The organism is Blastopirellula marina (assembly GCF_002967765.1).
Lineage (GTDB): Bacteria > Planctomycetota > Planctomycetia > Pirellulales > Pirellulaceae > Bremerella > Bremerella marina_A.
This window is the reverse complement of record NZ_PUHY01000015.1, coordinates 795,889-820,436: the sequence shown is the minus strand read 5'-3', so window position 1 is coordinate 820,436 and position 24,548 is coordinate 795,889. Positions and strand designations below refer to the sequence as shown.

19 protein-coding genes and 1 pseudogene are annotated in these 24,548 nt (G+C 52.2%); 7 read left to right on the top strand and 13 right to left on the bottom strand.

Features of this window, described 5'->3' with window-relative positions; all coding sequences use genetic code 11:
* Positions 1 to 52: 52 nt before the first annotated feature.
* The 4 genes from C5Y83_RS27745 (at position 53) to C5Y83_RS27730 (ending at position 5,168) form a co-directional block, all read left to right on the top strand.
* Positions 53 to 661, top strand: coding sequence for a nitroreductase family protein (locus tag C5Y83_RS27745; RefSeq protein ID WP_105333031.1), 609 nt, complete (start codon positions 53 to 55; stop codon positions 659 to 661).
* A 115-nt stretch (positions 662 to 776) separates the two neighbouring features.
* A complete protein-coding gene (locus C5Y83_RS27740; protein ID WP_105333030.1) occupies positions 777 to 2,417 on the top strand; it encodes an FAD-dependent oxidoreductase in 1,641 nt (546 codons plus the stop codon).
* Positions 2,418 to 2,474: 57 nt separating this feature from the next.
* Positions 2,475 to 3,500, top strand: a complete 1,026-nt coding sequence (locus C5Y83_RS27735) for a CBASS cGAMP-activated phospholipase (RefSeq protein ID WP_105333029.1) — start codon at positions 2,475 to 2,477, stop codon at positions 3,498 to 3,500.
* A 75-nt stretch (positions 3,501 to 3,575) separates the two neighbouring features.
* Positions 3,576 to 5,168 (top strand): MFS transporter, encoded by a 1,593-nt coding sequence (locus C5Y83_RS27730; protein WP_105333090.1) that lies wholly within the window; start codon positions 3,576 to 3,578, stop codon positions 5,166 to 5,168.
* 646 nt (positions 5,169 to 5,814) lie between these two features.
* Here the strand turns inward: C5Y83_RS27730 and C5Y83_RS27725 are convergent.
* The 3 genes from C5Y83_RS27725 to C5Y83_RS27715 form a co-directional block, all read right to left on the bottom strand.
* Positions 5,815 to 6,324 (bottom strand): peroxiredoxin-like family protein, encoded by a 510-nt coding sequence (locus tag C5Y83_RS27725; protein WP_105333028.1) that lies wholly within the window; start codon positions 6,322 to 6,324, stop codon positions 5,815 to 5,817.
* Positions 6,325 to 6,358: 34 nt separating this feature from the next.
* Positions 6,359 to 7,366: an NAD(P)-dependent alcohol dehydrogenase gene (locus tag C5Y83_RS27720; protein ID WP_105333089.1), complete on the bottom strand. Its 1,008-nt coding sequence runs from the start codon at positions 7,364 to 7,366 to the stop codon at positions 6,359 to 6,361.
* A 62-nt stretch (positions 7,367 to 7,428) separates the two neighbouring features.
* Complete coding sequence (locus C5Y83_RS27715; protein ID WP_105333088.1) at positions 7,429 to 8,823, bottom strand: NAD-dependent succinate-semialdehyde dehydrogenase; 1,395 nt, start codon at positions 8,821 to 8,823, stop codon at positions 7,429 to 7,431.
* A gap of 113 nt (positions 8,824 to 8,936) precedes the next feature.
* Here C5Y83_RS27715 and C5Y83_RS27710 point away from each other — a divergent pair, with 113 nt between their 5' ends.
* On the top strand, positions 8,937 to 9,494 hold the full coding sequence (locus C5Y83_RS27710; RefSeq protein WP_105333027.1) for a TetR/AcrR family transcriptional regulator: 558 nt from the start codon (positions 8,937 to 8,939) through the stop codon (positions 9,492 to 9,494).
* Between the two features lie 1,772 nt (positions 9,495 to 11,266).
* On the opposite strand, the gene C5Y83_RS27700 is transcribed toward C5Y83_RS27710, so the two are convergent.
* The 10 genes and pseudogenes from C5Y83_RS27700 to C5Y83_RS27655 form a co-directional block, all read right to left on the bottom strand.
* Positions 11,267 to 11,482 (bottom strand): hypothetical protein, encoded by a 216-nt coding sequence (locus C5Y83_RS27700; protein ID WP_105333025.1) that lies wholly within the window; start codon positions 11,480 to 11,482, stop codon positions 11,267 to 11,269.
* Between the two features lie 91 nt (positions 11,483 to 11,573).
* Positions 11,574 to 11,813: a hypothetical protein gene (locus C5Y83_RS27695; protein WP_233207377.1), complete on the bottom strand. Its 240-nt coding sequence runs from the start codon at positions 11,811 to 11,813 to the stop codon at positions 11,574 to 11,576.
* A gap of 17 nt (positions 11,814 to 11,830) precedes the next feature.
* A complete protein-coding gene (locus tag C5Y83_RS27690) occupies positions 11,831 to 12,778 on the bottom strand; it encodes a hypothetical protein (RefSeq protein WP_105333023.1) in 948 nt (315 codons plus the stop codon).
* Positions 12,779 to 12,811: 33 nt separating this feature from the next.
* The gene (locus C5Y83_RS27685; RefSeq protein ID WP_105333022.1) at positions 12,812 to 14,302 is read right to left on the bottom strand and encodes an AAA family ATPase; all 1,491 of its coding nucleotides are present in this window, start codon (positions 14,300 to 14,302) and stop codon (positions 12,812 to 12,814) included.
* Positions 14,303 to 14,357: 55 nt separating this feature from the next.
* A complete protein-coding gene (locus tag C5Y83_RS27680) occupies positions 14,358 to 15,020 on the bottom strand; it encodes an ATP-dependent endonuclease (RefSeq protein ID WP_233207376.1) in 663 nt (220 codons plus the stop codon).
* A 6-nt stretch (positions 15,021 to 15,026) separates the two neighbouring features.
* A complete protein-coding gene (locus tag C5Y83_RS27675) occupies positions 15,027 to 15,215 on the bottom strand; it encodes a DUF2997 domain-containing protein (protein WP_233207375.1) in 189 nt (62 codons plus the stop codon).
* Positions 15,216 to 15,217: 2 nt separating this feature from the next.
* On the bottom strand, positions 15,218 to 15,592 hold the full coding sequence (locus tag C5Y83_RS27670; RefSeq protein ID WP_105333020.1) for a DUF1257 domain-containing protein: 375 nt from the start codon (positions 15,590 to 15,592) through the stop codon (positions 15,218 to 15,220).
* A 466-nt stretch (positions 15,593 to 16,058) separates the two neighbouring features.
* A complete protein-coding gene (locus C5Y83_RS27665) occupies positions 16,059 to 17,993 on the bottom strand; it encodes a recombinase family protein (RefSeq protein WP_158262560.1) in 1,935 nt (644 codons plus the stop codon).
* A gap of 471 nt (positions 17,994 to 18,464) precedes the next feature.
* Positions 18,465 to 18,851: pseudogene (locus C5Y83_RS27660) on the bottom strand (tyrosine-type recombinase/integrase); the annotation flags it as partial.
* 306 nt (positions 18,852 to 19,157) lie between these two features.
* On the bottom strand, positions 19,158 to 20,576 hold the full coding sequence (locus C5Y83_RS27655) for a BNR-4 repeat-containing protein (protein ID WP_105333017.1): 1,419 nt from the start codon (positions 20,574 to 20,576) through the stop codon (positions 19,158 to 19,160).
* 380 nt (positions 20,577 to 20,956) lie between these two features.
* On the opposite strand from C5Y83_RS27655, the gene C5Y83_RS27650 reads away from it, so the two are divergent.
* Both C5Y83_RS27650 and C5Y83_RS27645 read left to right on the top strand, forming a co-directional pair.
* Positions 20,957 to 22,915: a DUF1592 domain-containing protein gene (locus C5Y83_RS27650; protein WP_105333016.1), complete on the top strand. Its 1,959-nt coding sequence runs from the start codon at positions 20,957 to 20,959 to the stop codon at positions 22,913 to 22,915.
* Positions 22,916 to 23,039: 124 nt separating this feature from the next.
* Positions 23,040 to 24,482 carry a sulfatase gene (locus tag C5Y83_RS27645; RefSeq protein WP_158262559.1) on the top strand — a complete coding sequence of 481 codons (1,443 nt, stop codon included), beginning with the start codon at positions 23,040 to 23,042 and terminating at the stop codon, positions 24,480 to 24,482.
* The last annotated feature ends 66 nt before the right edge of the window (positions 24,483 to 24,548 follow it).

Genomic DNA, 24,548 nt, shown 5'->3' with positions numbered 1-24,548 from the left:
TCGTGCACGTTTTCTCAATAGTGATTCTACTTCAACAACTTGAGACAAATAAATGAATGTCATTGACGCCGCCTACCAAAGACGTGCCATCAAGCACTTCGACCCAGATCATGAGATTTCCTCGGATGAGGAACGAAAACTGCTCGAAGCTACGATTCAATCCCCGACGAGTTTTAATATCCAGCATTGGCGATTCGTCATTCTGCGGGATCCCCAGTTGCGTTCAAAGATCCGAACTGAATGGGGAAATGACCAGGCACAAATGACCGACGCGTCGTTACTCGTATTGTTTACAGCAGATATGAAAGCTTGGGAGAAAGAGCCGCATCGGTATTGGAGAAATGCACCCCAGGAAGTCGCCGATTTACTCGTGAATTGGATGGGTCCCTTTCATGAAGGGCGGGAATGGCTTCAACGGGATGAAGCCCAGCGTTCAATCGGGATGGCGATGCAAACCTTGATGCTTGTCGCCAAGGGTATGGGTTACGAGTCGTGTCCCATGATTGGCTTTGATATCCAAAAAGTTTCAGAGCTGATCAAACTTCCCAAAGACCACGTCATGGGACCGATGGTTGCCATTGGCAGAGGAACCAAAGACGCATGGCCCAAGCCTGGTCAACTCTCTTTAGATGAGATTTGCTTCGAAAATGGCTTCATCTAAATCGGTCCAATCAGCGAGAATGAAAAGCTGTTAGTTCTCGTGTGCGGCGTGGATCTTCGTGAAGGGACGTGCCGCCATGGATCGATAGATGGCCATGTTACTTGCGAGATGATCGATGACAGTTGAAATGGCATTTCCCACGCTCGACGATGAGCAAATGCGTGAGGTGAAGCGTTTGGGACAAAGGCTGGAAGTTAGGGCCGAAACGGTTCTTATTCCGGCTGGTCAAAAGGATTACCCATTCTTTGTCATCGAAAGCGGTAACGTGAAGATCCTCGAAATAGATGAGGACCACGAGACCTTGATCGCGACGCATGGCCCCAGAGCCTTCACGGGCGACGTTGATATGCTGACTGGTAGGTCTTCAGTTTTCACAGCCAGAGCCGCTGAGGACTCAGTCGTTTATACGTTTCCCGCACAGCAACTGCGTAGGCTGCTTGCTTCGTGTCCCCATATGAGTGAACTGCTGCTCGAGGCATTTCAGTCTCGCAGAAAACTCTTGGATGGCTTGCCTTTTTTAGGCGTGAGAGTGATCGGCAAATCCAATAATGCGAACACTTTGCGGCTGAGGGAGTTTCTATATAAGAATCACGTGCCCCACACCTTCATCGAATTGGAGTCGTCCGAGGGTCAGAAGCAGAGGCATGTCCTTGACGCGGACTCTCTCGAACTTCCTATCGTACGATGCAACGGACGCACGATTGGGAATCCCTCGATGTGGGAGTTCGCGAGATGCTTAGGCATCGACAAATCGGTTGAAGGAAGAACGTTCGATTTAGCGATTGTCGGTGGTGGACCTGCCGGACTTGCTGCCGCTGTCTATGCGGCTAGCGAAGCCCTGGATGTGCTTGTCATTGATAAGGTCGGACCGGGGGGGCAAGCTGGGAGCAGTTCCAAGATCGAAAACTTTATCGGCTTCCCTTCCGGGATTTCGGGAAATGAACTCGCCAGTCGTAGCTATCTACAGGCACTTAAGTTTGGTGCGACTTTTATCGCTCCGGAAGTTGTGGCAGGCCTGGAGTCTGACGATGGAGAAGGACATCGTCTACGACTGGAAAGCGGACAGGTCATCCATGCTAGATGTGTCTTGGTTACCAGCGGCGTAACGTATCGCCAACTTGGTATCCCAGGATGTACCAGGTTTGAAGGAGCAGGTGTCTACTATGCCGCGACGTCGGTCGAATCGAGGGCGTGTGCTGATGCTCACGCGGTGGTCGTTGGTGGAGGAAACTCGGCGGGGCAAGCTGCGATGTTCCTTGCGAATTCGTCTGAGCAGGTTCACCTGTTGATCCGGGGAGATGATCTGGCCAAGAGCATGTCTGCTTATCTCTGCGATAGAATCGGAAATCACCCGCGAATCGAAGTCCATCGCAATACTGAAGTTGATGAAGTATGTGGAGATGATTGCGTCGAAATGATTCGCGTGCAGAATAATGCGACCGGCACGGTCACTGACATTGAGTGCTCCGGCCTGTTCATATTCATCGGAGCGCGTCCGCATACCCAGTGGTTACCGGAAGACGTCTTGCTTGATGAAAAAGGGTTCGTCTTGACGGGGACAAGCTTCTTTTCTGATGAGCGACTTCGCGGTCACTGGCCGCTCGACCGTGCACCTTGTGATCTGGAAACGACAAGGCCCGGCATCTTGGCCGGAGGAGATGTAAGGTCAGGTTCGACCAAACGTTGTGGCTTTGCCGTCGGTGATGGGTCGCTTGCCGTGGCATGTGTACACCGATATCTCAATGGGTTCAGTTAGTCCTTGCGAGTTTCCGAAAGAAAACAACGAACGTCCATTCGGGGAAAAAAGGCAAGCATGTTTCGAATTCTATCTCTTCCCGGTGGTGGCCTTCGCGGAGCATTTGCCATCGAGTTCCTGGCAGAGATAGAGCAACGCCTTGATCATGCAATCGGTGAGTACTTTGACCTAATTGCTGGCACTTCAACTGGTTCCATTACCGCAAGTGCGTTATGTCACGGGATGACGGCCAAAGCCCTGGAGGACTTTTACAACGACTACTCGGAACAAATCTTTCGCCCTCGTGAACCTTATCGTCCCAGCTCGGCGCTTCGTCCGATTTACTCGCTTCTGAGATCGATTCTAGCGGGCAGATCTTCTATTAATCTCGATCACTTCTTTCAGTCTCGCTATTGCCCGTTCAGCCTGAACGATGCGTTGGAAGCAGGCTTTGGTGATTGTCGACTTTCTGAACTTAGCAAAAGCCGGCTGCTTGTCCCTTCCGTGAATCTTAGCGATGGCAAGACAAGAGTGTTTCGGACCCCGCATCTTCCGCGCCGGAGTGATTCTCATGACTGGCGCGTCGTTGATGTGATTATCGCTTCCGCGGCTGCCCCGACTTATTTTCCCCACAAAACGATGCCTGATGGCAAGAGTTACGTCGATGGCGGGCTCTGGGCGAACGATCCAGGACTAGCAGCCATCTCAGAAACAGTTCGTATCACAGAGCAGTGTCGTCGAGAAGAGGACGTCCCTTTTAATCTCTCCGATATTTGGATGCTGTCTCTTGGCACGGGGCAATCAAGCTATTCCCTCTCACCACCTAACGCGGACGCAGGCATGCTGTATTGGAGTCGGCACATCGCGGAAGTCATGAGCATTTCTCAAGTGCAAGGAACACAGTTGCCTTTGCGTTTTGTTTTAGAGTCACGATATCGCCAGGTAGACTTCGACCTCAACGATCCGACATGGACTTTGGACAATACTGCTGCCACTGGTGAACTGTTTCAACTTGGTCATGAGCGTGCAAGTGAGTTATTCAGTGAAATTCGCGATCCCTATTTTCTTGAGCCAACAACCCCTTTTGTACCCTTCAATCAATAGATCTCCGCTAGAGGCTGATACGAATGACCGAACAACTATCCTACGGACGATGCCTTGCCCAAGGCAGAGGATGAGATGTCGAACGAGGAAGAAGAGGCAATCGCGAACCAATCACCGCTCGCAAATCCTGTTTTTCGAGCAATCTGGATTGCCAGTGTTGCTTCGAATATTGGTACATGGGTCCAGGACGTCGGTACTGCGTGGCTCATGACGACCTTGGCGCCTTCTCCCATAATGGTCGCTCTCGTACAGGCGGCGGCAACTGCGCCGATGTTTGTTTTGGCTTTACCTGCTGGTGCACTTGCAGACATTGTTGATCGGCGAAAACTGATTCTGCTAGCCCAACTTTGGATGCTGCTTGCCGCGGCGAGCCTCGCGGTTCTTACGTTTACCGAGAATGTTACCCCATTCGTATTGCTTGCAATAACATTCGCTCTCGGTATTGGGTTTGCCTTGAATTCTCCTGCTTGGCAAGCAATCGTTCCCGATCTTGTACCTTCGCAGCAATTGGACAGTGCAGTCACGTTGACTGGGGTCGGAATCAATGTAGCACGAGCGATTGGGCCTGCGATTGGTGGGGTGTTAGTTGCACGTGCTGGCCCGGAGGCTGCGTTTCTCTTTAATTCAGTAAGTTACGTGGGCGTTCTATTTGTGCTGTATCGGTGGCAGCCTGTACCGACGGGTGACCAGACGCCGAAGGAAAGCATCGGTGGAGCGATAGCCATTGGTGTCCGCTATGTAAACCACAATCCGATCTTTCAAATTGTTCTTCTGCGTACGCTGGCGTTCATCTTCTTTGGAAGTGCACTATGGGCGCACCTACCGCTTATCGCCAAAGAGCAACTAGGCACGGAAGCCGGAGGATACGGTTTGCTTCTAGGAACGATTGGCATCGGCGCGGTGGGTACTGCATTTCTACTTCCAAGACTGAGGAAAAGGGTCTCGAGCAACTCGATAGTAACTGGATCGACGGTAGGCCTTGCGGCTGCTTTTGTGGCAATGGGGTTCATCGCAAGTCTTCCGTCGATGTGTCTCGCTCTACTCCCCGTCGGAGCATTTTGGGTAGCCAACCTGTCGAGTTTGAATGTTTCCGCCCAGACGACGATAGCCCAATGGGTAAAAGCACGTGCTCTTGCCGTTTACTTGTTAGTGTTTTTTGGTGGCATGTCGAGCGGTGCCATTTTTTGGGGAGTGATCGCCAGCCAGTTGGGAATTCAGTATTCCCTCGTCTTAGCCGCTTCAGGAATGATTGTGACAACGATTGCAACTTTACCCTTCCCACTAACCAAGGTTGAGAAGCAAGGACTGCTGCCTTCCTTGCATTGGCCAGTTCCGTACGTTGCACTCAGTACCGTAGACCATTCGAGTCCTGTTATTGTGACCATAGAATACCAAGTCGCTGGCGAAGACCAGGAAGGCTTCCTCCAACTGATGAAGAAACTAAGGCGATCCCGGCTCCGAACAGGCGCCTACCGCTGGTTCCTTTCACAGGACGTTGCGGATCACGAGCGTTGGATAGAGACCTTTTTCGTCGCTTCCTGGTCGGAACATGAACGTCAGCATCACCGTGTGTCGCACGAAGATGCACTGATCCAATCACAAATTGCGGCGTTACATTTTGGAGATGATCCGCCGGTAGTTTCTCACAAGATTGTGCGATACAGTTGAAAACCTTAGGATCAGAGGGCTTCGCGAGAGCATCAAATGAGCAAATTCAATTCTTAAGATCCGGTCTTGGAGTGACATCTGCCCAGTTGTCACCCCCACAGGTAGATTCGAACAAATACAAGTGCTCCTGGAGTTATCGAAATCGTTTATGTTATAGCGACCTCATCGTGCTATGACGCGGTAATGGTCGATAGCAATGGAGATAGTGTCTTTTTGCACCCCGCAGAGCCACCTGAGAAGGCACTTGATTGGCCTGTATCAGATCTTTTGTAATATTCGCTGGCAAAGTGGTTACGTCAAAGGGAACCATGGCAAATATTCTGGGTACGCGACAGGTTGCGTTCTGGGGCCGAGCCTAATCCTCCACAATTTCGTAAATAGTGCCGTGTGATAAAGGGTCAACCACGCGAGATTTGGTATCACTAAGTCCTTACATCAACAAAGCTGGATGACATAACGTCGCAAACAGAGATCTCTCCCGAAGAGGGTTTTGCACGGTGAGCTGTCGCTCCGAGTCATCCACTCATCAATTTCTAACCACCATTGATCCTTCGACAAACGAATTCGCGATACGGTGCAAGCAACAACTTCTCAATTCGGCAACACTCCCTCATCGTCTGAATTGCTGAATCCGACATCTGGCGAATTACGCCTCGCCGCGTCCGGGATAATCGTTCTGGATAATGTAGCTAAAGCCGCCAATCAATTCCTCAATAGACGGACGAGTGAATGGCATGGTCTGGAGCGACGCAGCATACAATTCCAGATTAGGTCGAACGATAAACAGGCCGGGTTCGCTGAAGATTTCAGGCTCGTCCGCTTTGATGGCTCTGGAAATGTACAGCCCCCAATGACGAGCCTGGTCGATGGACAGCCCATATCCGATTGGGAGATGCTGGACTTTCCATTCGTCCTTACTCCGTGTTGCACGTTCTTCCGAATCGCTGCTGATCGCAACCGCGTAGATGCCCATCGATGACAAGTCGTCGAACTTGCGATCGATGCTGCCCAGGTACTTGCGGCAGATCGGGCAGTGATAGCCGCGATAGAAGAACAGGAACGTGAAGTTTTCCGGCGACTGACCACTGAGCGTCCATTCCGGTCCGCCGACAGTTTTCACCGTGAGGTCAGGAACCCGTTGTTTTGGTTTGAGCATTGTTCTTCCGTTTCAAATTCTGACTTGAGATTAATCAGTCCCGATCAAGTACGATGCGATAGCGAGCCTTACCACTGCGGAGATGTTCAAAGGCGTCGTTAACCTTGCTCATTGGGAAGTGCTCGTTGACCGGTGCGATGTTGTGCCGAGCTGCGAATTCAAGCATCTGGCGAATGACGGCGGGAGTTCCAACCGGCGACGAGCCAACCGATAGCTGCTTGAACATCATGTCTGGCAGAAGCTTGAGCCCAAGCGGTTCCGTCACTGCTCCTGGCATCATCAGGCGACCGCGCGGCTTCAATGTCGCGAGGACTGAGTTCCAGTCCAGCGGCACGTTTACTGTCGACAATACAAGATCAAATCTGCCGGTCGCGGCTTTGATGGCCGCTGGGTCGCGGGAATTGATCGTATCGTGAGCGCCCATGTCAAGAGCCTCCTGTCTTTTGGAATCGGATGTGAACGCCGTGACATGACATCCCCATGCCGCCGCAAACTTGAGACCCATGTGACCGAGTCCACCGATACCGATCACTCCAACGCTGTCAGTCGGTGACAGACCGGCTTGAACCATTGGATTAAACATGGCAATGCCACCACAGAGCAGCGGTCCCGCTTCACTTGCCTTCAGCCCGTCAGGGATCTTCACCACGCTGGGTGCTTTCGCTCGGACCGTGTCGGCGAAACCACCGTGCCGACCATCTATCGTCGGTTCAGCGCTTGAGCAGAGGTTATGATCGCCACTCATGCATTGATCGCACATCATGCAGTAGCCGGCGTGCCAGCCCAGCCCAACACGGTCACCAATCTTTACGTGCGTGACATGATCGCCAACGGCGGAAACCCTGCCGACAACCTCGTGCCCAGGCACGAGCGGAAACTTTGCCATGCCCCACTCATCGTCTACCATGCTCAAATCGCTATGGCAGATGCCGCACGACTCAACTTTGATGTCAACTTCGTAGGGGTCGATGTTTCCGAGTTCAAATTCGAACGGCTCGAAGTCACCCTTGGCTTTTGTTACGGCATAAGCTTTGACTGTCATTGGAATATCTCCTTGTTGGTTTTCGAGGAAGGCTGTGCGACTCAGAATCACATTTTCGTGGCTCAAATAATGTGATCCTTGTCGAAGACACAGATTAGCTTTTGGTTTACGAATTCCATGATGCCGAGGTCCGCCAATTCGCGACCATAGCCCGATTTCTTGACGCCGCCCATCGGCATGCTGGCGTAAGTCCAGGAAATCTGATTGACGAAGCAGGTGCCTGATTCGATGCGTTCAGCCACGCGGCGACCACGTTCGAGGTCATTGGTGTGGACAGAACCGCCGAGGCCGAAGTCACTGTCGTTTGCAATGCGGATAGCGTCCTCTTCATCCTTCGCGATATGTATCAGGGCCACCGGTCCAAACAACTCTTCACGGTCAGCGGGCGAACCTTTTGGAATGTCGGTCATGATGGTGGGTTGGATGAATGCCCCGTCGCGTTTACCACCGACCAGAAGTTTCGCCCCCGCTGCAACTGAATCATTGATTTGCCGTTCGAGCTGAATCGCAGCCTTCTCATTGCATACTGGGCCGTATCCGGTGGACTCTTCCAGCGGATTACCGGGTTTAAGGCAGGCAAACAGCTTGGTTGCCCGGTCGAGGAATTCCTGAGCAATCGACTCGACGAGAATGATCCGCTTGGCCGCAATGCAGATCTGGCCTGTGGCATGGAGTTTCCCGAACTTGAATCGCTCGATGGTTGCATCCATGTCGGCGTCTTCGAGCACGATAAATGGGTCAACTCCACCAAGTTCCATGACGGTCTTCTTCACGTTGCGCCCAGCTTGCTCGGCGACTGCTGCCCCACCTTTGTTGCTGCCGGTGAATGCCACACCCTGCACTCGATCGTCGTCGATAATGCTTCCCGCATTACGTGCCGACAGTCGTAGGTTCGTATGAACGCCTTCAGGAACACCGGCGTCCTTGAGAAGCTGGTCGAACGCTTCTGCACACTGCGGGACGTTCGAGGCGTGTTTGGTGAGCACCACGTTGCCCGCCATGATCTGTGGGGCGGCCACACGAGACGGTTGATAGAACGGGAAATTCCATGGCTGGATGCCATAAACGATTCCAACTGGCTGATTGACCAGCGTGCCCTTTCCTTCCGGTGTGTCGTAATCTTTCGGAGCGAGCATGTCGGCTCCGTTGTCTGCGTAATAGTCGAAGATCGTGGCACAAAGATCAATCTCCGGGCGTGAGTCTTCAATCTTTTTACCCATCTCCAGTGTCATGATTTCTGCGAGTTCTTCGCGACGCTCTCTTAGCAGTTTGGCAGCGCGACGCAGAATCTCTGCACGCTGCTCGTAACTGGTCTCCCGCCACTGTCGGAACGCCCCGTCAGCCTTCGCTATCGCAGAATCGACTTCTGTGGGTGACATCTCGTCGTAAGTCCTCAGGACCTCGCCGTTGTACGGGTTGATGGATTTCAAACCGTCCTTTGCAACTTCATTGCTCATCTTGGGAATCCTCACGTGAAATGACTTGGGATATCGATAGACACCAACCGACCGATCGGTAGGATATGCGGGCTCGTCTTGCCTGTCAACCGATCGGTTGGTAGGATTCATGAATGAAAGAGAAGATCCTTGATGTTGCCGAAAAGCTAGTGCAGGACCGAGGCCTGAATGCTGTCAGTTTTCAGGACCTCGCTAATGCGGTCGGTTTACGCAAAGCCAGTATCTTTCACTACTTTCCGAATAAAGAAGCGGTCGCCCGAGCTCTGATAGAGCGATGTGGATCAAAGCATGGCCCGGAGTATGCTGCTGTCGTGGAAAGCGATGTACCGGCTCCGGAGAAGCTGCGTCGGCTTGCAGGAATCTTCGAAAATGGGCTTCGGAATCATCGCCCTTGCCTGTTGGCGGCACTGGGGAGCGGTATCAACACACTACCGGAAGTCGCCGTGCAGGAACTCGGCGAGACGGCCCGTGGTGCTGTGGCCAGATTTGCTCTGGTGTTTCAGCAGGGAAGAGATGAGGGAACGCTTCAATTCAGTGGCGTTCCCCTTGATGCCGCGACAGGGTTCTTTGCAATGCTTCAGGGACTACAGGTTCTTGTAAGAGCAAGCGGAGACACTTCCGCATTTCTTTCTGCGGCTAACGCATACATTGATTCAATCTCTCTAACCTGACCGCAAAGGAATACCCCATCCTAGTTGAATAGGTGATCAATTTGTCTTCGATGGGCTCATGCGACATCAACTCTGGTGATTCATTCGCCTCAAAACCTGGGGCACATGTGACCTACTGACACCTAAATACATAGCGATAGTGGCCCGGATTTTGACGATTCCATTTTCGAGAAGAGACTGATTAAATCGGGCACGAGTCAATGGATCGTGCTTAAACTGTGGAATTTCGGCGAGCTCAGTGCAGCAAGCGGAAGTTACGTTCCTCTTTTGAAGTTGTTATCGGACAAAGACCTCGTTCAACAATTGGGTTGTTTGCCGAGTGGCCGATTCGGGGAGGCTTGTCCGTTATACGATGTCTATCTTTTATTTCGAACACCGTCAGTCTCGCTCCACTTAAACCCTGGTTTAGCAAGTAAAGCTCAACGAGTTTTTTTTCGTGCCCGGATCGAACTGCTCGTCAAATCACGTCGTTTTATCCAGTGAACACACAACGGTTTGCGATGACGCGTTTGCTCTACTCGGTTCTCTCAATCTAAGAGAAACATCACCCGGCCAACAACAAAGTGAGAGGTCGACGGCCCTTTTTGGCCTTTGTCTCACCGATTTGACAGAGACACTAGCGTCGGGTCAACAGGGCGTTGGGCTCCGTAGAGTGAGGCAGATACAACTACGTTTGATTCAACTTCTGCCAACGCAACCAGCAAATCTTTTCAGGGATAGGACTTAGGCAACCTGTTCGCACGGCAACTCGACGGACTTGCGTCGTAGAAGGCCCGTAAAACTCCGATATGCCGCTCGTTTTGCTCGTACGAAGCAGCGAAGTGTTTTGCAGGCACCGAGAGACGGCTCTATGAAATCTCAATTCTTAAGAGCGTAAAAATCCGCGTTTGCTTACACATGCCGTTTAAAAACGGTAAGTAGGTTCAGCAGGCGAATAACGCTTCACAGGATAGCCTTGAATGAGTTCTTGCGTGTGCCCCTGCATATGCGTGACGAATAAATGCAATTCACGTTCTTCGAGGCGTACTATGACGTCTCCCAATCACATCGATTTTCGGTTTAAGTTTGGGCGGTTTCCCCTGATAGGTACCTCTGAACGTGCCAACGATTCTGGCCCAGTTTATTGCTGATTTATTAGAATGAGATCTTCCGGCTAAGCGTAGGTTGGCTATGCGAGGATACCACCAACTGAGGAATAACCGGATCGACGGTATTCCGACGCGCACATTGGCGCCTGGCAGCCGACTACTGGAGGCGTTTCTTTGTGAGTGCTTCGGACCCCGGAGCCATGCCTCCGAAAATCCCGGCGGATTGGGGGCAGAGTCCACAAGATACCTGGTTAAGTGAGCGGCTGATATTTAAAAAAATGGTTAGGGTTCCTATTCACGTTCATACCAGCTAAAGGAAAAGATGCAGGGCCGCCCACATGGACGGCCCTGCTTTCCGATATCAAGATCATTTTCTAGCGCCGGGACGAGCGCCCATGTTGGCGACCGACATGGTACCCTTTCCGACTACCGAGGCTCTTGCCGCCCTTGTAGCATGCCCAAGCAACAAATGCCCAAAAACCGATGGCTACGATGGATTCCATACACTCTCCATTTCAAAAAGAACTGATTTCTCACTGTTCCACAATTCGCATTCTCGAACAGCGAGGATGACTGCGATGTTGGCGTCGACCGCGTCGCTGGCCTCCGCGAACCTGAAGAAGATCGACCTCTCGATGCACTCTCCCACGAAGGCCTCGACTCGTATTTGAGGTAACGGGTGAACTAGACAGCTTTCGTCGCATGCCAGTCGCTCCCATAGAGCTGCTCTGCTCGCTGGAGGTCTAACTGATCCCAATCGACAACGTGGGGGCCGGTACCATCCTCGTCATCCGATTCAGTCTCGGACTCCTCTATGAGTGAAAAGCCGAGTTGTCGGATGGTGTCGATGCTTTCACCCGTTGCATCCGCGATACAGCGGTAAAGTTCAGAAGTACGCATTAAAAACACTTTCGAAAGGTCAAGAACGAAAAAAGCCCTCTCCGGAACATTTTCCAAAGAGGGCTACAAACAAGCTGATTGGAGAAAACGGCTAGGAATCGGTGCAACAAAGCCAGTGCAACTGAAGCCACGTAACTTCAACGTCTAAGGCCTCACTGCGTTTACGAAACGGTCCCAGCTTCGGTCCACAAACCGGCAAAAGATCAGCGAACCACAGGCCTTCTTCGTTAGGCTCCACAAACGAGCCACGCGAGATCGACAGCTTTCCAAGCGAATGTAGGTCAATCGTCTCGCCATAAAGACAACGAATCTCACCGCTTGGTGAAATCATGAGTTGCATAACTCACCTCACTTGAGAGTCCGAATGATTCGCCGTCGCGGGCGATCGACTAACAATTCATCGAGTACCGACTGGACGCTCGACAATTCCCGGCTCACACTTTGGCGCAGATTCGCATTGTCGCGCAGGGCTTGTGGCTGAACACCTTGAACGATCCGCTGACAGTCCGACACGAGCTCGTCAAGCTGATCGTTGGAGCGAATATTCAGGGAGCGAAATCGCTCGAAGAACTCATTCAAGTTACCGATGGCGGAGTCGCGAAAAATCCGCGTACGCCCGTCTTGGCTTCCCGAGAGCCGGTCTGTTAAATGGGAGACCAACTCGGAAAGCTCTTCAATAAACGCAGACTCGGCCATTTCGACTGCTTCGTCGAAGCGAGCCTGAACCCTTTCACATTCGGTCTCGTAAAGTTGCGGATCAACGAGCCGGAGGTATGGCGGCACCTCAACATTCGGAAAATCCCAGCTGACCTCGAATAGGCCGCGCAGGGCATGCGGATAATCAGCTTCGTTGTAGAGTCGACCCAGGCGCTGTCTGGCCGCATCTTTTAACGCAGCGTAGTCTTCATCCAAGGCTTGAACGGTCTCCTGCAATCGTTCCCGCTGTTCTTCCATCCAGTTTTGAAAGGTGGGGACCATGTCACGCCGAATCAACCTGGTCGCCGGCTCGGGAAATGGCAAACTCATCGACGACCAGACCGACCGGATCGCATTGCGAACGGAATTGACCGCCTTAAAACGAGGGTTCTTCGTATCAAGTAGCTTCTTCTCGGCCCGCAAGAATTCTCCTTGGGCGTCGAATGACTCAGCCGCTTGGTCTTTTTGAGCACGGGTGAGTGTCTTCTGTGTGCCGAACCAAACGAAGTTGACGCGAGTCGCACACATCGTGGACCGCATTCGCAGAGAGGCGGATGTAATCGTCTCTTGACTCGACTGTTCCAATATCGTCGCCGTCATACAATTCTCCTTGGAAAGAGGAATGTGTTTGGATTAGTTGGTTTCCGGCGTTTGAGTCACGCGTCGACGCGACTTGGAAGACGCAGATCGATCCACGGAATAGACGCCGCCTGACTCAGCCGAAAGGCATCGGTTGGTGGCCCAATTGCGCAGCCGCTGAACCGCTTCCTCAGAAGTTGCTGCGACAGGCACCACATGTTGAGCCGCCTCGACCAGCGACACGTCTAGAAGTGCGGCCAATCGACAGCAGGCACGAATCTCCGCTCCGGTCCATGAGGTATCCGGAGGGATCGTTTGATCCAAATCGAGACCGAACGCTCTTAAATGCATTCGCCAGATGGCATCCCGTTGGGAGCGACTCGGTAAATCGAGAAAGAAGATCGCGTCAAACCGTTCTGCTCGTGTGAGCTCGGGGGGCAGTTTGGAGACATCATTACTCGTCGCGATCACAAACACGTCCGACTCGTGATCGGCGAGCCAAGTCAATAATGTCCCCAGCATCCGAGCAGATACGCCACTGTCGGTTTGGCCAGATCCGGTCGATCCTCCCAACGCCTTTTCCAGTTCATCCACGTAAAGAACAGCCGGTGCCATCGCATCAACAATTGCTAGCGCTCGCCGCGTCCGCTCTTCCGTTTGCCCGACGATACCGCCCATCAGGGCACCGACATCGAGCGTTAAGGTAGGTCGGCCAATCTCATTCCCGAGTGCCTTGGCTAGTGCCGACTTTCCCGTGCCAGGCACACCCAGCAGCAGGACGCCTTTGGCTTTGACCGATGTCGAGGGGATTGATCGCGGACGCAACGTTCGCGTGCAAAAATGCTTCAGCGCTTCGAGTCCGCCTAAATCAGAAAACGTTTCCGATCCGCGATGCAGCGAAAGCAGACCATTGTTTAGAAGCGTCTGCGATTTGAGCTCCCAGATGGCGGATGGTTCAATACGGCCGTGACGAACCAAACTCAATGCGAATGCGTTCTCCGCTTCGTAACGACTCAACCCGGAGGCCGCATCGAGTATCCTTTCTCGCTCCATCCCGGTGGGAAATTCCTCTTCGTTCGCAGCGATCCCTCCCGCAATTTCCGCCAACTGTTCGCGGCTGGGGAGTTCGTGCTGAACAACCGTGAACACACGCTCCAGTTCGATGGGAAGCTGAACGATTGGAGCGATCACGATCAGATGGCGTTGATGCACTTTATTGTGCGCCACTTGGCTCAGCAGGGCTTGGACGATTTCAGCTGATCCCAAAAACCGATGAAGGTTGGCCATGATCAATAGCGTAGGTTGACCATCACTTGGGACCGAAGCAAGCGAACGAATGGCCGAAAGTGGATCTGTAGCGGCGACGCTTTCGTCAGACTCAAGCCCCCGCATACCTGTGTCGATATTCCAACTTGCCAAACGCCAATTCTGCGTTTGGCACAGCTGTGCCAAGTCGGTGAGGGCATCGTCTGGTTCATCGCTTCGGATCCAGACGTTGCTAAATCCTGCCCGAATCAGTTCGTCAATTTCATTTGCTAGGCGCATATCTATTCCTTATTGGCTAAAGTGAATCAATCAAATCGACTCGCAGAGGCAAGTCTCAAATAGATTGGGCAAGTTGCCCAATCGCAGTCAGCCAGGAAGCGATCTCGCCGTCCGGATCACGCTGCTCAATAAGATCAACCGTCATCTGACTGACAACCGCCGAGTTGAGCCAGCGCTTCGTCCGACTGATCATTCGACTTTGGGATCGCCTCGAAAGGAGTTCCCAAGGCTTGTCAACAATTCCTGACTCGTAGAGTTTTTTGGCGACGATCGTCCCGACAGGATCAAAATCCCCGAATGCCACGTCGATCTTGCCTACTTGTTGGATCACCCTCGGATGCAAGTAGTTTTCCAGGCTTCGTTTCTGGGTGATTTTCGCCAGGCAACCGGGACGCTGATTGATCATTTCGACCGCTTCCTGGCGACGTTCGGCTTCAGGCGGGATCTCGTGATCCAACAGAAGGAACTCTGGTTTGCCGAGGGCGGCGAAGCGGTGAGTCCAACTGGGGAGGTTGTTGCCGCCGAACGGCACAAAGATGATCTCGCCCTGGTTCTCCATCGCAGCCAGATTCGGAAGTTCTCGATTATGGGCATTTAGGATGAGCGAAATTCGCCGCAGGAATTCAATGTCATTGGTCCCCTCCACGATAACCAATACACGGCTTCGATCGACCAAATCAGTGATCGGAGAGACTTCTTGTTTTGAGCGATATTTCATGCGTCCTCATTCTTTCTGCTCCAGGTGGCTTGGTTGCACAACTTCCGATTCATGAAACTCCGCGGTAACGATGTCGGTTATCTTTTTCCCTAGCGCGGCTTCCAACGCGCGGCTTGCTTCCCGACATTCGCTTCCCTGGAAACCGCGTGTTTCTAACCGAGATTCTCCCGTGGATAGAATAATGATTTCGATCACTTTCACAGTTCGTTTTCACCTCCTACTTGAATGAGTAACTTGATACTGCCATCCGCCAATGTCTGTTCCGTGGTCGTATGCCCCTGCTTCCGGGCCTGCAAGACCGCGGCCTCCACGGCGTATCGCTGAAGAAACTGGTCAAGCTCTTGCTGTCGCCCCCAGCGACCACCGTAATTGTCAGAATCGAGTCGCCCACTTTCTGGGTTTGCCACAACCGGATACCGCCAATCCCGTAGCTCGATTGACCAACCCGTTTTAGATTCATTGAAAAGGCGGAACTTGCCGTAGGTCGGGTCCGGAAGTTTTAAGCGACGGGTTGCGAGACGAATTGCTTCCAGATCACGAATCGTGGTTTGAATCGTAACGATGTGTGACATATACAACCTCTTAAATGAGAAAGAAACGTTCGTGCGTTGAGTCGAATCGACGCACACAAATTCAACCAATACTCATGCCACGACCTGATTACCATCTGCGAGCGTGGTAGCTAGATTCTTCGGCGGTAGCGGCGATTGACACAATCTGCTTAGCCGCCTCGGTATTTGGGATGCCTAATCGGTCCTCAGTTCGTATGACACGATTTGCTTCGTTTTTTAGCAAATGCGGCATTCCGTTTACCGGACTCAGCCTGCCGCAAGATGTGCTTAGCGATGTACCTTGCGATTAGTCGTATGAATTCGTGTTGAGATTTCGCAATCTGCTGAATGTTTGGTGGCTCCGGAGTTGAGTCGCTTAATCCGCTCAATTCAATTCTCCTCATTCGTGGTTAGCGCATAAAAAAAGCCCATGACGTCAACGACATGGGCAACTTCTGAGAGAAGTCAGATAAACAATTGGAAACGACTACGATACCCCATCGGGATCGTAAGGTTGAAACTTGTAACGATCATGTCGATGTCGACGCATCTTTCGAAGATCAGCCGGTGGCTCGGTCACGATCACATAGGGATCGGTTAGATTCATTGCATCCATCCGCTCCTGTAGTTTCAAAGCATTCTGGACTGCCGGCTGGGTGATGCCCAGTTCCTGGGCGATTACCCGCTGATACGTGCCGTTGGCCCTAAGAGAAACAATCTGCTCACGAAACATCTCTCTTTGAATTGGATCAAACAAATCTACCTCTAACGTCTTCGTCATCACCTCGCGAACCGATGTCAGGTCGTTCAACCCAGGCATTAGGGGGCAAAGATTCAATTGGAACTTGGTGCGGATAACGACGGCTCCCCCGTCACAAAGCCGAAATGGATGTGCCTCCATACGGGGAATCAGCTGACGCATGAGGCGACTCAGTTCGTACGGATCCTCGCAGTGGCTTTCAATGGCTTCCGTCGCGAGTTCTCGGACCTGCTTAGAAGTTGGAAGCACCGGCACCGACCGTGGGTGTGATTGAATTTGTGTCAAATCGTACCTTGCCGACTTCAACTCACTTTCGGTCGCCGTGAACTTCTCAGCAACGAATTCCGAATTCGGTAGTTCTGAGTAGAGGGCAACCAATCGCTCCAGTTCATGCGTCAGCTCTTTGATACGCTTATGCAACTGTTTCTCTTCCGTTGCCCGATGGTCGGTCAGACTTCGAAACTCTTGTTCAATCTGAGTTTGGAGCACTTCGGTGAAGTCCGGTAGTTGGGCGATCGACTCGAAGACCGCAGTGAGAATCTTTTGGGACGCGAGATTGCCATCGAAGGTCGCGCTTTGCCAACATTTGTATTCTCTGGCGCCCTTGCAGACCAAGTGATCAACTTGACCATGGCCGCCCCATTGCATGGGGTGGCCACAAATCGCACAAAACATTTGCTGACCAGGAAAACGGGTTCGTTTCTTTGGAACATCCGCTCGGGGATCTCGGCCGTCAATTTTTTTACGACAGTAGGGTGCGTTCGCTGCGTCAAGTTTACGAATGAGGTGATCGTATCGCTCGGCATCAATATAAGCCAAATGCGAAACATCTCGGACTTGAAGATTCTCTGGTGGAGCCTTAACGGAGCGCCGTTTACCAGACTTATTATTGCGTTTGGCCATCTTATGGCCTGCTTCCCGGATACCCTTTAAAATTGGATTGTGAATCAGTCCCGAGACGGCAGATGCAGTCCATTTTTTCGAGCGACCAAACTGACCTTTCGGGACTTGGTTCTCGTTGAGAAAATCCGCCACCATCGAGTAGGACTCTCCCTTTTCAAGTCGCGAAATGATTTCCATAACGAACGGCTCAGCATCGGGATCCTTCGTCACATCCGTATCGAGAGCTTTTGGAAACGGCTTGATATAGCCCATCGGTACCGTTTGGATCATCCCCTGAAGAAATCGATTTCGAATACTCCGCTTAATTCGCTTAGATGTATCTGCGTTATACGATTCGTGCCGCATCGTCGCGACGCTAGCCATGGTACGCCAGTTCTCGTCCAAGGTATCCAAGCCGTCATTCAGCATGACCATTCGCGTACTTTCGTCTTCGCCTAACTCCAGAAAGTCATTTGCACGGGTCCGACGACAAATTCGCCCCAGATCCTCAGCGATCACAAGATCGAAAGTGCCCGATTCAATGGCCTTTTCAAGTTCGCGAAGTTCTTCACGGTCAAGTCGTTCACCGCTCCCCTGGCTTTGAATGACTCGGACCTGGAATTCGTAAGCCAAATTTCGCTCACACCATCTTCGACAGACGGCAACCTGATCATCGAGGCTACGTTTGTCCTGATGGACTGTCGAAATGCGAGCCACAATTAGCACCATGTAAATGCGGCCATTCTTCGGCGCAGGCATTCCACCTGAAGAAGAAATCATGGAGATCTCCCAAGAGATTATGTCCATGACCACCCTTACCTTCACGCTACGTGCATCTCGCCTATGGCAGGATGATCCCCGTAGTCGTCCAGTTCAAAGTGAATGGCACAGTGTGCCAAAACACGTCGCGAGAGGTGAGAGGACGGTATTCTCTGCCATAACAGCTGATAATCCCTAAATCCTTGCAGGGGCAAGGACTTCTATCTAAGTCACGTGTCTACCACGACTTACGTGAAGGGATCGAAGGAATCCCGTTCTCTCCGCTTTTGAAATAAGGCTCGCCGCAAGGTCTTCTCGTTAAAGGCTTTACGGCGAGCCTTATTTTTTGTCCCAGTCAATTGGGACAAGATTGGGACAAAATCGGTCATCAGGGAAGACGGAAGTCTCACAAGTTGACTTGCTTCAGGGCGAAATACCTCTCAAAACAACACGATCAGCAGGACGTCCGGTAGACAGTCTACCGAGCCTCCGTCATGCCGAAGTGAATTGGATCGACGCCATCCGTGCCTGGTTGGCATCGTCGAACTGATGTCGATAAAGGGCAACCATCTCTCCATCCTGGTGGCCAACCCAATCTTTGATCTGCCCCTCGGATGCACCGGCTGCCGAGCACTGGCTCACGAAGTAATGGCGGAAGCTGTGGAAGCGTCCATGGATGAAACCGATGTCCCCCTCGTCCGTTGGGAACTGGCTGGCCAACGTCTCGATGATCTCACGCTTGAAAATAACGCGTGCGGTGTCTGCCTTCAGGCGTCCGCCACGTGGACCATGGAACACGTAGCCATCTCGATGCCGGGACATGCCTTTGAGGATTTCCAAAAGGTCAGGATGAACCGGGACACTCCGCCCACGTTTCCCCTTTGATCTGACGAGCCGACTTCATCTTCGCGTCAAGCTGCCCCCATCGTCGATAATCTTGATCATCGGAAGAGTCTTCCAGCCGATGAAGCGTTCGACGTGCCGGCCAGCGTCCGGGATTTCGATTACTACCAGTTGACGTAGCAACCGCAAGATACGAGCCTGTTCATCGTCAACGAAAGAGGGATCGAAGCTACTCGATCCAGACTCGTTCTATTTATTACTTCCGAATAAACGGACAAGCATCGGATTGCTTTATACCAAGTAGAATGCGACATCGTCTCGCTTCGATCGATCGCAGTCACGCTAATCTCTGGTTCTAAGAGCTTTCGGCATAGCCAAAGATGTTTTCATGTCGTACGGAAGGATCCAAACTTGGTCGCCTGTCTTGTTTATGAAATACAAGTGTGACTCGGAGAGCGCATCTGGGTTTCCATCGGCCCAGAAACCGTAGAAGTCGTCTTGTGCGTTTCTTGGACGGCGGACGTAGCCATGGTTCATGCTGCTATTTGTGGTGACGGTTTGTGTCTTCTTCCAAGTCGCCCCTTTGTCAGTACTTACCCAAACGGCGATTTCCCCGCCGGTCCCATATTTCTGCGGACCGGGCTCGGTTGGGGCGATGACTCGCCAGGTTCCATCCGCTTCGATGTAAAGGGAGCCCATGTCGTAGTTATGGGTCGTGTTCGCGATTTCACGGATGATCCACTCGGTGCCGTTCCAACGGGCGATCGTCAAGGTGCGAGGATTTCCGTTAGGACCAGGCTGGTGACTACTACTGGTGAGATAGAGCACAACCGGATTGCCGTCGGCATCAAAACCAATGTCTTTCAGGTAAACAAGTCGCCCCTCGGAACGATAATCATGGACCAGCGCCGCAGTGCCTGGATCGGTTAATGGAAGTTCGACTAACTCACCTTGTGCAGTTGTCCACGATTTGCCGTTGTCGTTCGTTTGCAGGAAGTAGAGATTTGTACGTTTGTCGACATTTCCTCCAGGATGCATATTGAACGCGGTAATCACATGACCGTTCTGCTCGTTGCTGACCTGATAATGGCCTCCCATGCCCGCCAGCTTTCGATCTTCGTTCCAACTTTTACCATCTGAGTTACTGGTGCTCCAGTAAAGTTCACGTCCGTTGGTGTACTTCGTGAAAAGAAACAGGAACTCGCTTCCGTCGATCCACCAAGGTTGTGGATAAGTAAACTCGCTAGATGCGACGTGCTCGAACGATTCGATGTCGTATGGTTTCCGTGACCGATAGATATGCCCTGGCCGCTTTCGTCCCCGCCCACTGACGAAAACCCAGAGATGACCGTTCTGATCAATCTGAATGCTGGGATTGTCGTGCGGATCATCAACACCTTCTTTATCATGAACCACGACTGGCTTTGGCACGTGCTTCGTTTGATGATCGTAATAAGACGCCATAGCGAGAAGATGACGCTTGTCTTTCTCGGTCGTACCGCCGTACACAAAAAACGTTTTTTGGACAGCCGGTACATAGATAGCCAACGGATGATGCTTGGCCGTATAGGTCCCGAGCCCGCCCGAATACTTTGATCCAAATTCAGAACGTTGGCCTAGATCGAACCAGATTCCTCGATAGCCATCGATTCGGCGCGGCCCTGATTGCGGGCTCACGTTTTCCTGCCCCGTTCCTACATTGGGCACGAGAGCCATCGCAAATGAGCAAACAAAGATCAGCGATCGAATCTGAATGTGCATTTAAGCTCCCACCTACACGTTCACAAAATCTTGATTTCCTAGGTTGGTAATTGTAACGCCTGGAGAAGCTATCATCACATGCCCCCCATTTCTCTCGGTGGCAAGGATGATGACGCGGGTCAGACTTTCTTCGAAACTTCTGTTGCTAGGAACTCATTTGTCAAAAACAACAAAAGTCCTTGCCGTAGCCCTCTTCAAAGGTGAAGATAGAGCCTTGGTGTTTCGTTGATGTCGAGCACTACCTACCTAACTCCCTCCCCTCGCAAATCCGTCCAGATAGAGCTTCCGCTAATTGCTGCTTTGGCTAATTCCTGAATGGGATCCCGTTTAGCTAGGGCAAGCAACGATTCCGCCAAGAAGCGACTCAGAAGCATTCAAGCATGAGAATAATCGAATTGCACGATAGTCCTCTTTGTCCGTCGCAGAGTACCAAGTCATTTGCCGCGACCATGATCTTGTCACTGCTATTGGGCGTATCTCTCGTAGTCTCCTTGACTTCGCTTGGTTTCGCCGAGCCTCTCGACGAAGCCGAACTTCGGGCCGACGCGGAAAAGACTTTTAAAGACAAGGTCGGTCCCTTCGTCAACAAGTACTGCATTAGTTGCCATGGTACTCGTCCCGAAGCAGGTATTAATCTTCAGTCGGCCCTCCGGACGCCGGGTGCGACTTCATCGTTTCTACATTGGAAAAAGTCGGTGGCCAACGTCAAGGTCAACGACATGCCACCTGACTATGCAGATAAAATTCCTTCCGAGGAAGAGCGTCAGCAATTCCTTGAGTGGATCGGTAAACTCAAGTACTTGGCACCACGCGACCCTGGTCCGTTCGTGCTCCGTCGACTAAGCAAGACGGAATACAGCAACACACTACACGACCTTTATGGTGTACCCAGGTCGATTGCCGCAAGTCTGCCGGACGAGGTCGTGGGAGAAGGTTACCTGAATTCGATCTCGCCGCTGCAGTCAGAATTGTTTCTCGAGATTGCCAACAAAGTCGTCGATCAAGTTGTTGCAACCAAGGGTGATCCGCCCACAGAAATCCAGAAACGTCTGTTCGGTGAGATGCCCTCGGAAGGAGCCGATCTGCGCAAAGCGGCTCGCGACGTCGCTCGTTCGTTGGCACGCGAAGCCTATCGCCGGCCCCCCACCGAAGCGGAACTAGACGTGTTGGTGAGTGTCTTTGATCTTGGACGGGAGAACAAACTGGGATACACCGAGTCCCTTAGCCTCATGTGGAAGGCGATCCTGGTTTCTCCGCAGTTTCTTTTCATTACGCCCGCGTCTGAGATCGACTCAAAGGCCAAGATCGTTCCCCTGGACGACTACCAGTTAGCTTCGAGGCTGTCCTATTTATTGTGGTCCGCCCCGCCCGACGCGGAACTCACAAAGCTTGCGGATCAAGGCGAGCTCCACAAGCTCGAAGTCCTCAAAGCTCAGGTCGAGCGACTACTGAACGACGATCGCTCGCGGGCACTTTTTGACGGCTTTGGTGCTCAATGGCTACGAGTTGGCGAACTAAAGAACCAGACGTTCGATCAGGCATTATTTCCACAAATGACTCCGGAATTGCGTGAGTCGATGACCGAAGAAGCCAGGCTGTTTTTTCAGAGCATCGTTCACGAGAACCAGAGTGTATTACGGTTCGTGGACAGTGATTACACTTTCATGAACGAGGCACTTGCCGCGTTGTACGGTCTCGAACAAACGGTCACCGGTCCGAAGATGCGACGCGTCAAGTTGGAAAACTCGAACCGCGGCGGAATCCTCGGCATGCCGGCCACGCTCGCCAGCACTTCGTTTCCGAATCGGACGAGCCCGGTACGACGCGGTGTTTGGGTACTCGAGCAAGTCTTGGGCGAACGTGTTCCCCCACCCCCGCCCAATGTTCCCGAGTTAGAAGATCAGGAGCAGAAGAGCTTTGAAGGGCTGACCTTGCGGCAACGAACGGAACTCCATCAATCGGAGGCGACCTGTGCAAACTGCCACAAAGTGCTCGATCCGATTGGTTTCGGCCTGGAAAATTTCGACGCGATCGGACGATGGCGAGACAAGAACCATGCCGGCGTTGCGATCGACTCGGTAGGGACGCTCCCCACAGGAGAAAGCTTCTCCAATCCCGCAGATCTGAAAGCCCTCGTCGCTACTCGCAAGGAAGACCTGGCCCGTAACGTTACCGAGAGGTTCATGGCCTATGCCGTAGGACGAAACCTGGAAGGTTATGATGAAGTTGTCGTCGATCAGCTGATGGACAAGATTGCCCAAGACGATTATCGCATGCGGACCATCATCACCGAAGTCGTTACCAGTTACTTGTTCACTCACCGACGCGTCCAAGAATAACTTCCTATCTTGGTCACGTTTGCAGCCCACCTGAAGCTGCCGTGTCATGCAAGTGCTCGGTGACTTAATGGATGGCATGTATCGTCCCTATCCAAGCATCCCCACTCTCAACGAGGCTTACCCCGTGTCTCATTTGATTGTTCGACTTGCTCTTTTCACACTGCTGCTATTTCCCGGCATTAGCCAGGCTTCAGACCAACTCAATATTCTGCTGATCACCGCCGACGATCTTGGACCGCAACTCTCGTGCTATGGCGACCCGATCGCTCAGACGCCGAATATTGATCAGTTAGCACAGCAATCGGTTCAATACCAGACGGCTTACGTCAGCCAAGCATCGTGTAGTCCGTCTCGTTCCACGATGTTCACCGGCCTTTATCCGCACGGAAACGGTCACTACGGATTAGCCAATGCCAACGTCGGATTCCAGGTGCATCAAGAGCTGTATGATGACTTATTGCCTAACGTACTGAAGCGGGCCGGATACCGAACCGGAATCATCGGCAAGCTGCATGTGAATCCAGAAAAGCAATTTCAATTCGACATGCGACAAGGAAACGGTTTCGGCAGTCGCCAAGTTAAGAAGCAAGTCCAATACGCTGAGAAGTTCATCAGCCAAGAGAACGATCAACCTTGGTTTCTGATGTTCAATTTGTTTGATCCGCATGTCGCCCGCCAATCAAAGCCGGGTGGCGGACGTGGGCCACAATACTTTCCAAATCAAGTCGAAGGATTGCCTAAGAAGGTCTTAACATCTGAAGACGTTCCCGCTTGGCCCTGGCAGCAAATCGATACGCCAGCTCAGCGAGAAAAGATCGCAGGCTACTACAACTGTGTCTATCGCATCGACGCCGCGATCGGGATGCTGATGGAAGCACTTCATAAAACCGAACAGTGGAACAACACGCTGATCATCTTCTTGGGCGATCACGGCCCCCCATTCGCCCGTGGCAAGACTAGCTGTTATGAAGCTGGCCTGCGGGTACCTTTCCTGGTTCGTTGGCCGGGAGTCTCCCAGCCACATGTCTCCCAGCGACTTGTGGGAAGTATCGACATCTACCCCACAATCTTGGACGCCGCAGGCATCGAACTGTCAGGACGCCTTCATGGTCGCTCGCTGCGGCCAGTGGCTACGGACAATGACTCAGCGGATTGGCGCACTACTTTAGCTGCGGAGTTTCACTATCACGGAGCGGCTCCCTTTTTCCCGCGTAGAGCCATCACTGACGGACGATTCAAGTTGATTCACAACCTGCATGCCGGTAAGTTGTCGGCATCCGCTTCTGTTGATGGAGACCAAGCTCCGGCCATGGCGGAAAAGCTCGCTACCGATCATCCTGCTCGCCAAGCCCTAGATCGTTTACACAACCCGCCTGAGTGGGAGTTTTACGATCTTCAAGAAGATCCAATTGAGTTTGTTGATTTGTCGAATGCTCCCGAGGTCGCTGATCAACAACAGCGATTGAAACAGGCGTTGGCCGATTGGCAAAAGCAGACCGAAGATCCCTTCGTCGATCCGGCGTTTCGACAGAAGATCGAAACAAAATACTCAAGAGAATCTCGTTAGCCCCTGCCACAATTATCCAAGGCGATAGACGTTTCGTTCATCGGATGACGAGTCCGTTGTTACAAA

Coding starts and splice junctions, on each gene's coding strand:
- C5Y83_RS27650 (WP_105333016.1), top strand. CDS start 20,957: ATGAGAATAATCGAATTGCACGATAGTCCTCTTTGTCCGTCGCAGAGT.
- C5Y83_RS27685 (WP_105333022.1), bottom strand. CDS start 14,302: ATGCGCCTAGCAAATGAAATTGACGAACTGATTCGGGCAGGATTTAGC.
- C5Y83_RS27740 (WP_105333030.1), top strand. CDS start 777: ATGACAGTTGAAATGGCATTTCCCACGCTCGACGATGAGCAAATGCGT.
- C5Y83_RS27690 (WP_105333023.1), bottom strand. CDS start 12,778: ATGACGGCGACGATATTGGAACAGTCGAGTCAAGAGACGATTACATCC.
- C5Y83_RS27710 (WP_105333027.1), top strand. CDS start 8,937: ATGAAAGAGAAGATCCTTGATGTTGCCGAAAAGCTAGTGCAGGACCGA.
- C5Y83_RS27695 (WP_233207377.1), bottom strand. CDS start 11,813: ATGATTTCACCAAGCGGTGAGATTCGTTGTCTTTATGGCGAGACGATT.
- C5Y83_RS27655 (WP_105333017.1), bottom strand. CDS start 20,576: ATGCACATTCAGATTCGATCGCTGATCTTTGTTTGCTCATTTGCGATG.
- C5Y83_RS27720 (WP_105333089.1), bottom strand. CDS start 7,366: ATGACAGTCAAAGCTTATGCCGTAACAAAAGCCAAGGGTGACTTCGAG.
- C5Y83_RS27725 (WP_105333028.1), bottom strand. CDS start 6,324: ATGCTCAAACCAAAACAACGGGTTCCTGACCTCACGGTGAAAACTGTC.
- C5Y83_RS27680 (WP_233207376.1), bottom strand. CDS start 15,020: ATGAAATATCGCTCAAAACAAGAAGTCTCTCCGATCACTGATTTGGTC.
- C5Y83_RS27735 (WP_105333029.1), top strand. CDS start 2,475: ATGTTTCGAATTCTATCTCTTCCCGGTGGTGGCCTTCGCGGAGCATTT.
- C5Y83_RS27745 (WP_105333031.1), top strand. CDS start 53: ATGAATGTCATTGACGCCGCCTACCAAAGACGTGCCATCAAGCACTTC.
- C5Y83_RS27665 (WP_158262560.1), bottom strand. CDS start 17,993: ATGATTTCTTCTTCAGGTGGAATGCCTGCGCCGAAGAATGGCCGCATT.
- C5Y83_RS27730 (WP_105333090.1), top strand. CDS start 3,576: ATGTCGAACGAGGAAGAAGAGGCAATCGCGAACCAATCACCGCTCGCA.
- C5Y83_RS27700 (WP_105333025.1), bottom strand. CDS start 11,482: ATGCGTACTTCTGAACTTTACCGCTGTATCGCGGATGCAACGGGTGAA.
- C5Y83_RS27670 (WP_105333020.1), bottom strand. CDS start 15,592: ATGTCACACATCGTTACGATTCAAACCACGATTCGTGATCTGGAAGCA.
- C5Y83_RS27715 (WP_105333088.1), bottom strand. CDS start 8,823: ATGAGCAATGAAGTTGCAAAGGACGGTTTGAAATCCATCAACCCGTAC.